We start from the raw sequence: 12,801 nt of genomic DNA, 5'->3' as shown, positions 1-12,801 counted from the left end.
GTGAAGACCACCACCAAGCGGTCCGGCGCGGCGCAGGTCGAGGACGTACTGCCGCTGTCGCCGCTGCAGGAGGGGCTGCTGTTCCACGCCACCTTCGACGGCGGCGCGGGCGACCCGTACCTGGTGCAGACCGCGCACCGGCTGGACGGGCCGCTGGACGCGGTGGCGCTGCGCCGGGCCGCGGAGGCCCTGGTGCGGCGGCACGCGGTGCTGCGGGTCGGCTTCCGGCAGTCCGCGGACCGGGCGCCGCTGCAGATCGTCCGGCGCCAGGTGCGGCTGCCGTGGGCCGAGTCCGACCTGTCGGGCCTGCCGGAGGCCGAGCGGGAGGCGGCCTTCCGGCGCCTCACCGACGAGGACCGGGCTCGCGGGTTCGACATGGCCAGGCCGCCGCTGATCCGGTTCACCCTGGTCGCGATGGGCGGCGGGGAGCACCGGCTGCTGGTGACCAACCACCACATCGTGATGGACGGCTGGTCCTCGCCGCTGGTCACCGGTGACCTGTTCGCGCTGTACGAGCTGCTGGCGACCGGCGGCGACCCGGCCGGCCTGCCGCCGGTGACCCCGTACCGCGACTACCTGGCCTGGCTGGCCCGGCAGGACCGGGAGGCGGCCGGCAAGGCGTGGCAGGCGGCGCTCGACGGGGTCACCGAGCCGACGCTGCTGGTCGCGGAGGCCGCGGGCGGCGAGCCGGCCCCGTCGGCCGACCACATGATGTCGCTGCCCGAGGAGCTGACCGGCCGGCTGACCGCGCTGGCCCGCCGCCGCGGCTGGACGATGAACACCCTCGTGCAGGGCGCCTGGGGCCTGCTGCTCGGCGCGCTGACCGGACGCGACGACGTCGTGTTCGGTGCGACGGTCTCCGGCCGGCCGCCCGAACTGCCGGGCGTGGAGACGATGGTGGGGCTGTTCATCAACACCCTGCCGGTACGGGTCGGGGCCGATCCCGCGCTGACCCTGGACGCGTTCTTCACCCGGCTGCAGGACCAGCAGACCGCGCTGATGGACTACCAGTTCCTCGGCCTGACCGACATCCAGCGGCAGACCGGCCTGGGCACGCTGTTCGACACGCTGATCCTGTTCGAGAACTACCCGGTCGATCCGACGGTCCTGGACCCGGACTTCGCCGGTGTCCGGGTGTCGGGCGCGGGCGCCCGGGACGCCACGCACTACCCGCTGACGCTCGCGGCGATGTCCGGCAGCCGGCTGCTGATGCGGCTGTCGTACCGGACCGACCTGTTCGACGCGGCGACCGTCGCGAGCCTCGGCGCCCGGCTGTGCGCGGTGTTCGAGGCGGTCGCGGCCGATCCGGGACGCCGGGTCGGCGCGATCGACCTGCTCGAACCGGCCGAGCGGCACCGGGTGCTGGTGGAGTGGAACGACACCGCGCGCGAGGTGCCGCAGGGGCCGCTGGCGGAGCTGTTCGAGGCGCAGGTGGCCCGCACCCCCGGCAGCACCGCGCTGGTGTCGGGCGAAGTGTCCCTGACCTACGCGGAGTTCAACGACCGGGCCAACCGGCTGGCGCACCATCTGATCGAAGTCGGCGCGGGCCCGGAGAAGTTGGTGGCGCTGGCGCTGCCCCGCGACGCCGACCTGCTGGTCGCGGTCTTCGCGGTGCTCAAGGCCGGGGCCGGCTATCTGCCGCTGGACCTGGGGTATCCCGCCGACCGGATCGCCTACATGCTCCAGGACGCGGCCCCCGCCGTGGTGCTCACCTCGTCGGCGACGGCCGGCGAGCTGCCGCCGGAGTCCACCACCCGGGCGGTGCGGATCGATGCGCCGGAGGTACGCGGCCGGCTCGCCGGGCTGCCGTCCTCCAACCCGACCGACGAGCACCGGGTGGCGCCGCTGCGGGTGCGGAACCCGGCCTACGTCAGCTACACCTCGGGGTCGACCGGTCGTCCCAAGGGCGTACTCGTCCAGCAGGAGAGCGTCGCCAACCTGGCGGACTGCGCGATCCAGGAGTTCGGCCCCGACCGGTTCGGGCACCTGCTGTTCACCACGTCGCTGAGCTTCGACATCTCGGTCTTCGAGATCTACGGGCCGCTGCTGTGCGGCGGCACCGTGGAGGTGCTGCCCGACCTGCTCGCGCTGGCCGACCAGCCGGCCGACAGCCCGGCGACGATGGTCGGCGGCGTGCAGTCGGCGCTGCTGCACCTGGTCGCGCAGGGCGAGATCACGATGTCCGCCGACACCCTCGTCTTCAGCGGCGAGCAGGTCACCGCGCAGGCCGCCGGGATCGCCCCGGCCTTCGCCAGCGTGCGGGTCGCGGACATCTACGGGCCCACCGAGACCACGGTCTACGCCACCATGTGGGCGAGCGACGACCCGATCACCGCGGCCCCGCCGATCGGCCGCCCGCTCAGCAACACCCGGGTGTACGTGCTCGACGCGGCGCTGCGCCCGGTGCCGGTCGGCGCGGAGGGCGAACTGTACATAGCCGGTGTGCAGTTGGCCCGCGGCTACCTGAACAGGCCCGGTCTGACGGCCGACCGCTTCGTCGCCGACCCGTACGGGCCGCCCGGCAGCCGGATGTACCGCACGGGCGATGTGACCCGCTGGTCGGCCGACGGCCAGGTGGAGTACATCGGCCGGGTGGACGACCAGGTCAAGATCCGCGGCTTCCGGATCGAGCTGGGCGAGATCGAGACGGTGCTCGCGGCCCGCGAGGAGGTGGCCCGGGTCGCCGTGGTGGTCCGCGAGGACCGGCCGGGCGACAAGCGGCTGGTGGCGTACGTGGTGCCGGCCGCCGGCGCCGTCCCCGACTCCGCGGCGCTGCGCGCGCACGCGGCGCGCTCGCTGCCCGACTACATGGTCCCGGCCGCCTGCGTGACGCTGGACGAGCTGCCGCTGACCGCCAACGGGAAGCTCAACCGCAAGGCGCTGCCGGCCCCGGAGATCTCCGGGGGCCTGGGCGACCGCGCGCCGCGCACCCCGCAGGAGGAGATCCTGTGCGGGCTGTTCGCCGAGGTCCTGGGGGTGGCCCGGGTCGGGGTGGACGACAGTTTCTTCGACCTCGGCGGCCACTCGCTGCTCGCCACCCGGCTGGTGTCCCGGGTGCGCTCGGCGCTGGGCGTGGAACTGGCGATCCGGGCGCTGTTCGAGGCCCCGACGCCGGCCCGCCTCGCCGGTGAACTGGCGGGCGCCGAAAGCGCCCGGCCACCGGTCACCCCCGCGGTACGGCCCGAGCTCATGCCGCTGTCGCACGCGCAGCGCCGGCTGTGGTTCATCAACCGGATGGACGCGGGAAGCCCGGCCTACAACCTGCCGTTCGGGCTGCGGCTCACCGGCCAGGTGGACGCGGCGGCGCTGGAGTCGGCGCTGCGGGACGTGGCAGGCCGGCACGAGAGCCTGCGCACGGTCTTCCCGGAGATCGACGGGGTGCCCCGGCAGGTGCTGCGGGCGGCGGACGGCTTCGCGATGCGGCGATCGGCCGTGGGCGAGGCGGAGTTGCCCGCCGCGCTGGCGGCGGAGGCCGCGCGCGGTTTCGACGTGAGCGGTGAACTGCCCTTCCGGGCGCACCTGTTCACCGTGGACGACGAGCAGAGCGTGCTGCTGCTGACGCTGCACCACATCGCCGCCGACGGCTGGTCGCTGGCCCCGCTGGCCCGCGACCTGTCCACCGCCTACACCGCGAGGACCGGCGGCGAGGCACCGCAGTGGGCGCCGCTGCCCGTCCAGTACGCCGACTACACCCTCTGGCAGCACGACACGCTCGGCACCGAGGACGACCCGAGCAGCCCGCTGTCCCAGCAACTCGCCTACTGGACCGAGCAGTTGGCCGAACTGCCGGAGGAGCTCGACCTCCCCACCGACCGCACCCGGCCCGCCCAGACCTCCGGGCAGGGCGGCTCGGTGGGCTTCCAGCTCACCCCGGAGCTCCAGGCGTCACTGACCGCGCTGGCCCGGGGCAACGGCGCCAGCCTCTTCATGGTCATCCAGGCCGCCCTGGCCACCCTGCTCACCCGGCTCGGCGCCGGCACCGACATCCCGCTCGGCACCCCCACGGCGGGACGCACCGACGAAGCCCTGGACGACCTCGTCGGGTTCTTCGTCAACACCCTCGTGCTGCGCACCGACACCACCGGCGACCCCACCTTCCAGCAGCTGCTGACCCGGGTCCGCGACACCGACCTCGCCGCCTACGCCCACCAGGACCTGCCCTTCGAACGGCTGGTCGAGGTGCACAACCCGGAGCGCTCCACCGCCCGGCACCCCCTCTTCCAGGTCATGCTGGCGCTGCAGAACAACGCCCGGGGGACGCTCGACCTCCCCGGCCTGACCGCCGCCCCCGAGCCGCTGGAGCGCGGCAGCGGCGTCTACGACCTGTCCGTCGAGCTGGTGGACGGCTACGACGAGTCGGGGGCGCCGGCCGGGATCGGCGGCGCGCTGTCGTACAGCGCGGACCTCTTCGACGAGGGGACGGCCCGGTCGCTGGCCGCCCGGCTGACCCGGGTCCTCGAAGCGGTCGCCGCCGACCCGGCCCGCCCGCTCAGCGCGATCGACATCCTCGGCGCGGACGAGCGCGACCGGATCCTGCACGGCTGGAACGACACCGCGCACGCCGTGCCGCCCACCACGTTCGCCGCACTCCTCGAGGCGCAGGCGGCCCGCACCCCTGGCAACACCGCACTGGTGGCCGGGGACTCGACGGTGTCCTACGCCGAACTCAACGCGCGCGCCAACCGGTTCGCCCGGCACCTGATCGGGCGGGGCATCGGCCCCGAGCAGACGGTGGCGCTGGCGCTGCCCCGCTCGGTCGACCTGATCACCGCGATGCTCGGCGTGCTCAAGGCCGGTGCCGCGTTCCTGCCGATCGCCCCCGACCACCCGGCCGAGCGGATCGCGTTCATGCTGGGTGACGCCCGGCCCGCGCTGCTGCTGACCGAGGCCGGGGGCGGGTTCCGTCCCGAACTGCCGGAGGGCACCGGCCAACTGGTGCTCGACGAGGCCCTGTTGGCGGGGCTGCCCGGGCACGACGTCTCCGACGCCGAGCGGACCGCGGCGCTCACCGCTGACCACCCGGCGTACGTGATCTACACCTCGGGCTCCACCGGCACCCCCAAGGGGGTCGTCGTCACCCACCGCGGGCTGGCGGGCTTCGCGCTGACCCATTCGGAGCGGCTGGCCATCGACGAGACCAGCCGGGTCTTCCAGTGGGTGGCGGTGAACTTCGATCCGTCGGTGGGCGATGTCGCCATGACGCTGTCCGCCGGGGCCGCCCTGGTGCTCTCGGCCGGCCCCCGGCAGCTGGTCGGCGAGGAACTCTCCGCACTGGTCGCCGAGTCGGGCAGCACCCACCTGTCGCTGTCGGCCGCCGTGCTGGCCACCCTGCCGGACGTCGAGACCTCGGGCCTGCGCACGGTGCTGGTCGGCGGCGAGGCCTGCCCGGCCGACATCGTCGCCCGCTGGGCGCCCGGCCGCCGGATGATCAACGCGTACGGGCCGACCGAGGCCACGGTGGCCGCGACGATCAGCGACCCGCTGTCGCCCGCGCCCACTGCCCCGCCGATCGGCCGCCCGATCCGGGGCACCCGGGTGTACGTCCTGGACGAGGCGCTGAACCCGGTACCGCCTGGCGTCCCGGGCGAGTTGTACATCGCGGGCGACAGCCTGGCCCGCGGCTATCTCAACCGGCCTTCGCTGACCGCCGAGCGCTTCGTCGCGAACCCGTTCGGCCCGGCCGGAACGCGGATGTACCGCACCGGCGACCTGGTCACCTGGCGGGCCGACGGCAGCCTGGACTTCGTCACCCGCACCGACGACCAGGTCAAGATCCGCGGCTTCCGGGTCGAACTCGGCGAGATCGAGGCCGTGTTGGCCGGCCACCCGGCGGTGGACCGGGTGGCCGTCGTCACCCACGACGACCCGCGCGGCCGCCGCCGGCTGGTGGCCTACGTGGTGCCGGTCGACGGAGCGGGCGACGACGCGCACCCGGCCGCGCTGCGCCGCTACACCGCCGACACGCTGCCGGGCTACATGGTGCCGGCCATCGTCGTCCCGCTGACCGCGATGCCGCTGACCTCCAACGGCAAGCTGGACCGCAAGGCGCTGCCGAAGCCGGACTTCACCGCCGCCTCGGCCCGCCGCGCGCCGCGCGACCACCGCGAGGAGGTGCTGTGCGGGCTGTTCGCCGACGTTCTGGAGCTGCCCGAGGTCGGCATCGACGACAGCTTCTTCGACATCGGCGGGCATTCGCTGCTGGTGGTGGACCTGGCCGCCCGGATCCGGACGGCGCTGGACGCCGAGGTGACCATCCGCACGCTGTTCGACGCGCCGACGGTCGCCGGCCTCGCCGCGCGGCTGGCGGGCGGCGGCGAGGGCGAGGGCGAGTCGCTGGACGTACTGCTGCCGATGCGCGCGGCCGGCGACCGGCCGCCGCTGTTCTGCGTCCACCCCGGCATGGGCATCGGCTGGCCCTTCTCCGGGCTGCTGCGGGCGGTCGAGCCCGACCGGCCGCTCTACGCCGTGCAGGCCCGCGGGCTGCTCGACCCCGCCGAGCTGCCGGAGACCGCGGCCGACCTGGTGGCCGACTACGTCGAGCAGATCAGGTCGGTACAGCCGGAGGGCCCCTACCACCTGCTGGGCTGGTCGTTCGGCGGCGCCGTCGCCCAGGCGATGGCGGCCGTGCTCCAGGAGCAGGGGCAGCGGGTCGGGCTGCTGTGCGTGCTCGACTCCTATCCGCTGGACGTCAACCCGGCCGCGGAGAAGCCCGACTGGCAGCAGTTCCTGACCGAGTTGCTGGAGACCGCGGGCGGCACCCGCGGCGCGCGCGGCGGACCGGCCGGCGAAGGCGTGCCGCCGCTCGACGTGGCCGACGTGATGGACGCGCTGCGCGCCGCCCGGTCGCCGCTGGCGGCCCTGGACGCCGGGCAGTTGGAGAACGTCTACGCGGTCTACCGCAACCTGATCCGGATCAGCGAGGAGTTCGACCCCGGCCGGTTCGAGGGCGACCTGCTCTTCTTCCGCGCCGCGACCGACCCGGTCGGCATCGACCCGCGGACCTGGCGGCGCTTCGTCGGCGGCCAGGTCGAGGTGCACGACATCGCCTGCGGGCACGGCGAGATGACGCAGCCGCACGCGGTGGACCTGATCGGTCCGGTGCTGCGCACCAAGTTGAGGAGCAGCACCCGGTGACCCCGCAGACGACCGAGGAGACAAGGGAGACCAGCATGCCCGAGCCCGCGCCCGACGCGGCACCGGACCGCGCACCGGAGCCCCTACCCGTACCGGCGGCGGGTCCCGGGCCCGTCGCCGAGGTCCGGCTGCCGCTGACCGCCGCGCAGTCCGGCATGTGGTACGCGCAGCGCATGTCGCCCGACAGCCCGATCTACAACGGCGGCCAGTACCTGGAGATCCACGGGCCGGTGGACGAGGGGCTGTTCGACGCCGCGCTGCACCAGGTGGTGCGGGAGACCGACGCGCTGCGCACTCGGTTCACCGAGGACGCCGACGGTGTGTGGCAGATCGTCGAGCCCGACCCCGACTGGTCGCTGCGGGTGCTGGACCTCAGCGCCGAGGCCGACCCGCGGGCCGCCGCCGAGTCCTGGATGTGGGACGACCTGGCCAGGCCGGTCGACCTCGCGGCGGGCCCGCTGTTCCTGTTCGCGCTGGTCAAGGCCGCTCCCGACCGGCACTACTGGTACCTGCGCTGCCACCACATCGCGCTCGACGGCTTCAGCAGCGCGTTGGTCGGCCGGCGGGCGGCGGAGGTCTACTCGGCTCTGGTGGCCGGAACACCCGTCCCGGCGAGCCCGTTCGGGCCGCTGGCCGCGCTGGTCGCGGAGGACTCCGCCTACCGGGCCTCCGACCGGTTCGCGCTGGACGCGGCGCACTGGCGGGAGCGGCTGGCCGACCGCCCGGAGCCGGTCGGCCTGTCCGCCCGGCAGCCGTTCATGCCCAGGCGGCTGGTCCGCCGTACCGCGCGGCTGGCCCCGGAGACCGTCAAGGCGCTGCGGGCCGCGGCCGACGAGGCCGGGGTGGCCTGGCCGCCGGTGCTGACCGCGGCCTTCGCCGGCTATCTCCAGGGGCTGACCGGCGGCGGCGAGGCGATCCTCGGGCTGCCGGTCAGCACCCGGCTCGGCAGGACCGGCCGGTCCACCCCCGGCATGGTCTCCAACATGCTGCCGCTGCGGCTGACCGTGCGGCCCGGCATGAGCCTGCGCGACCTGCTGACGCACACCGCGGGCGAGATGCGCCGCACGATGCGCCACCAGCGGTACCGGTACGAGGACGTCCGCCGCGACCTCGGGCTGCTCGCCGACGAGCAGCGGCTGGTCGGCCCGCACGTCAACATCATGATGTTCGGCGACGCGCTGCGCTTCGCCGGGCACCGCGGCACCGCGCACACCCTCAACCTCGGCCCGGTGGACGACCTCTCGGTGGTCGTCTACGACCAGGACGACGGCGGCGGCATCGGGATCGGCTTCGAGGCCAACCCCGACCTCTACACCGAGGCCGAACTCGCCGCGCACCAGGAGCGGTTCCTCGGCTTCCTCGACGCGCTGGTCCGCGGCGGCACCGAAGGAGCGGTCGGACGGGCGGAGTTGGCGCTGCCGGCCGAGAGCCGCCGGGCGCTGGAGGAGTGGAACGGCGAGGTGGCCGCCGCTCCGTCCACCACCGTCCCCGAGCTGTTCGAGGCGCAGGTGCGGCGCTCGCCGCGGAGCACGGCCGTGGCCTTCGGCGCCGAGACCCTGTCCTACGCCGAACTCAACGCCCGCGCCAACCGGTTGGCGCACTGGCTGATCGCCCGCGGCGCCGGCCCGGAGACCTTCGTGGCGCTCGTGCTGCCGCGCTCGGCCGACCTCGTCGTCGCGGTGCTCGCGGTGCTCAAGTCCGGCGCCGCGTACGTCCCGGTGGACCCGGACTACCCGGCCGACCGGATCAGCACCATCCTCAGCGACGCCGAGCCCACCCTCACCCTCGACCACACCATCCTGTCCCACCTCGGCGGCGAGCTCGACGGCTGCCCGGACACCGACCCGACCGACGCCCAGCGCACCTCGCCGCTGTCGGCCGCGCACCCCGCGTACGTCATCTTCACCTCCGGCTCCACCGGCCGCCCCAAGGGCGTGGTCGTGCCGCACCAGAACGTGGCCCGGCTGTTCGGCGCCACCGACCACTGGTTCGGCTTCGGCGAGCAGGACGTGTGGACGCTGTTCCACTCGTTCGCCTTCGACTTCTCCGTCTGGGAGTTGTGGGGCGCGCTGCTGCACGGCGGACGGCTGGTCGTGGTGCCCTACGACACCAGCCGCTCCCCCGAGGAGTTCCTGCGCCTGCTGGCGCGCGAGCGGGTCACCGTGCTCAACCAGACGCCGTCCGCGTTCTACCAGCTCATGCAGGCCGACAAGGACCACCTGGAGCTGTCGGCACAACTCGCCCTCAAATACGTGGTGTTCGGCGGCGAGGCGCTGGACCTGGCGCGGCTCGGCGACTGGTACGCCCGGCACGCGGACACCGCCCCGGCGCTGGTCAACATGTACGGGATCACCGAGACCACCGTGCACGTCAGTTACGCACCCCTGGACCGGGCCGCGGCGGCGGCCAGCACCGCGAGCACCATCGGCCAGGCCATCCCGGACCTGCGCGCGTACGTCCTGGACCACGCCCTGCGCCCCGTCCCGCCCGGCACCGCCGGCGAGCTCTACGTGGCGGGCAACGGCCTGGCCCGCGGCTATCTGGGCCGCCCCGACCTCACCGCGCACCGCTTCCCCGCCGACCCGCACGGCAGGCCGGGCACCCGGATGTACCGCACCGGGGACGTGGCCCGCTGGACGGCGGACGGCGTCCTGGAGTTCGTCGGCCGGGCCGACACCCAGGTCAAGATCCGCGGCTTCCGGATCGAGCTCGGCGAGATCGAGGCCGCGCTGCTCGGGCACCCGGAGACGGCCCAGGCCACCGTCATGGTCCGCGAGGACCACCCGGGCGACAAGCGCCTGGTGGCCTACCTCGTCCCCACAGCGGGCGCCGCCGCCGACACCGCCGCGCTGCGCCGGCACCTGGCCGCGTCGCTGCCCGACTACATGATCCCGGCCGCGTTCGTCACGCTCGACCACCTGCCGCTGACCGTCAACGGCAAGCTCGACCACAAGGCCCTGCCCGTCCCGGAGGCGCCGGCCGGCGCCGCCACCGGCAGCCGCGGCCCGCGCACCCCGCAGGAGGAGATCCTGTGCAAGCTGTTCTCCGAGGTGCTGGAGACCAAGCGGGTCGCCATCGACGACAACTTCTTCGACCTCGGCGGCCACTCGCTGCTCGCCACCCGGCTGCTGAAGCGGATCCAGGCCACGTTCGGCGTCGAGCTGACCATCCGCAGCCTGTTCGAGGCGCCGACGCCGGCCGCGCTCGCCGAGCACCTGCTCGACGACACCGAGCGCGGCGGCGCGCTGGACGTCCTGCTGCCGCTGAAGCCCTCCGGCACGCGTACGCCGGTCTTCTGCGTGCACCCGGCCGGCGGGATGAGCTGGTGCTACTCCGGGCTGATCCGCCATCTCGGCCAGGAGTACCCGGTGTACGGCCTCCAGGCCCGCGGCCTGGACCGGCAGGAGGAGATCCCGGAGTCCATCGCGCAGATGGCCGCCGACTACGTCGAGCAGATCCGCGCGGTGCAGCCGTCCGGACCGTACCGGCTGGTGGGCTACTCGGCCGGCGGGGTGATCGCGCACGCGATGGCCACCCGGCTCCAGGGGTGCGGCGAGCGGGTCGACCTGCTGGGCATCCTGGACACCTACCCCGGACAGCGGATGCCGCCGATCGACGAGCAGGACGTCCTGGCCGATCTGCTCAACTGGGTGGGCTACGACCGCAGATACCTCGGCAAGGCGCCGCTGACGCACGCCAAGGTCACCGAGATCCTGCAGAAGCTCGGCAGCGCGATGGCGATGCTCGAAGAGCGGCACATCACCGCGATCGCCCGGATCTACGCCAACAACGCGGAGCTGTTCAACAGCTACGCCCCCGGTCGCTTCGGCGGCGACATCCTGCTGGTGGTCGCGACCCTCGACAAGATCGACATCTCCCCGAAGCCGGAGACCTGGCGCCCCTACGTGGGCGGCCGGATCGAGACCCGGGAGATCGACCGCAAGCACACCGACCTGATGAAGCCCGGACCGCTCGCCGAGATCGGCCGGATCCTGGCGGACAAGCTCCAGGAGATCGACGCCGGCACGGCGGCGGACACAGCAGACGAAGAGGAGAACGCCTGATGCACGCGAGCGGGACTGCGAACGAGGGTCCGGAGCGGGAGACGGCCGGTCACGCCACGGCCCTTCCGGTGGGCGCCGAACCCAACGCGGAGTTCTTCGCCTGGCTGCGCCGCATGCGGGACACCGAGCCGGTCAGCTTCGACCCGACCACCGGTCTGTGGTCGGTGTTCGGGCGGGACGAGGCGGTGCAGGCGATGACCAACCCGTCCCTGTTCGTCAACGACCTGTCCTCGCTCACCCCGCCGCAGGAGGACTACGACATCTTCTTCAAGGGCAACATCGCGGCCATGGACGAGCCGCGGCACCGGCAGTTCCGCGGCCTGGTACAGAAGGTGTTCAGCGCCCGGTACATCGGCAGCCTGGAGGAGAAGCTGACCGGGATCGCCACCGGTCTGGTGGACGGCTTCACCGGCCGGCAGCGGTTCGACGTCGCCGCGTCGCTGGCCTTCCCGTTCCCGGTCACGGTGATCGCGGACATCCTCGGCGCGGACCTGAAGGACGTCGACCAGTTCGCCCAGTGGGCCGACCTGCTGCACGTCGGCAGCAACAGCATGGACGGCCTGAACAACGCCGCCCGCAACATCCGCTCCCTGAACGCCTACATCTTCGATCTGATCGACAAGCGGCGGGCCGAGCGGCAGGACGACCTGATCAGCCTGCTGATCGACGCAGAACTCGACGGGCACCGGCTGGCCGACGACGAGATCGTGGGCTTCGCCGGGGTGCTGCTGATGGGCGGCATCACCACCACGGCGGCGCTGATCAGCAACATCGTGCTGACCTTCGACCAGCATCCGGAGGACTGGGCGCGGGTACGGGCCGACCGCACGCTGGTGCCCAAGGCCATCGAGGAGATCATCCGGCTGCGGCCCTCGTTCAGCAGCTTCCTGCGGATGGTCGCCGAGGACACCGAGCTGGGCGGCGAGTTCATCCCGGGCGGTTCGATCATGAAGATCTGGGTGTCCTCGGCCAACCGGGACGCCACCGCCTTCCCCGATGCCGAGCGCTTCGACATCGACCGCACGCCGAACCGGCACAACGGCTTCGGCCAGGGCATCCACTTCTGCATCGGCGCCCCGCTGGCCCGGCTGGAGGGCCGGATCGCCTTCAACCTGCTGCTCGACCGGTTCACCGAGCTGCGGGTCGACCACGACAGCCCGATCAGCTTCCTCGACACCAACGACATGATCGGCGCGACCCGGCTGCCCGCCGTGGCGGTGCCCGCGTGACCGAGGGCAGCGGGGCCGGGAGCGCGGTGTCCGACGGGCCCGGCGGCGGCACTCCCCATCTGCTGATCGAGAGCAAGGGCCCGTGGGCCGGCGGCGCCTGCGCCGGGTTCCTCCGCGACGCCCGCGACCTGGCCGGGCTCGGCCATCCGGTGCAGCTCCTGCTGATCCAGGAGGGCGTCGGCGCGGCGGTCGGCGGCGCGCCCGGCGGCGCCCAGGAGGCCGCCGCGGCCGGCGCGGAGATCCTGGTGGACGACTTCTCGCTGGCCCAACGCGGCCTGGCCGCGGCCGGGCTGCTGCCGGCCGCGCGGGTCGTGGACATGGCCGAGATCTCGGCCCGGGTGCTGGCCCCCGGCGTGCGGGTGGTGTGGCACTGA

General features: G+C 73.6%; 4 protein-coding genes. All 4 read left to right on the top strand.

Annotation, left to right across the window (positions count from 1 at the left end; translation table 11 throughout):
* From ACQPW6_RS33280 to ACQPW6_RS33265, 4 genes are read left to right on the top strand one after another with little or no spacing between them, the layout of a single operon-like run.
* Entirely contained in the window at nucleotides 1-7,134 is a 7,134-nt protein-coding gene (locus ACQPW6_RS33280; protein WP_433893425.1) for an amino acid adenylation domain-containing protein, read from the top strand.
* Nucleotides 7,131-11,198, top strand: coding sequence for an amino acid adenylation domain-containing protein (locus tag ACQPW6_RS33275; RefSeq protein WP_433893424.1), 4,068 nt, complete (start codon nucleotides 7,131-7,133; stop codon nucleotides 11,196-11,198). Before ACQPW6_RS33280 ends, ACQPW6_RS33275 begins: the two co-directional genes overlap by 4 nt.
* The gene (locus ACQPW6_RS33270) at nucleotides 11,198-12,427 is read left to right on the top strand and encodes a cytochrome P450 (RefSeq protein ID WP_433893423.1); all 1,230 of its coding nucleotides are present in this window, start codon (nucleotides 11,198-11,200) and stop codon (nucleotides 12,425-12,427) included. Before ACQPW6_RS33275 ends, ACQPW6_RS33270 begins: the two co-directional genes overlap by 1 nt.
* Complete coding sequence (locus ACQPW6_RS33265) at nucleotides 12,424-12,801, top strand: hypothetical protein (RefSeq protein ID WP_433893422.1); 378 nt, start codon at nucleotides 12,424-12,426, stop codon at nucleotides 12,799-12,801. The genes ACQPW6_RS33270 and ACQPW6_RS33265 overlap by 4 nt, the downstream gene beginning before the upstream one ends.

This window comes from Streptomyces sp. CA-111067 (genome assembly GCF_050956065.1).
Lineage (GTDB): Bacteria > Actinomycetota > Actinomycetes > Streptomycetales > Streptomycetaceae > Actinacidiphila.
The sequence above is the reverse complement of the archived record's forward strand: the minus strand, read 5'-3'. Positions and strand labels throughout refer to the sequence as shown.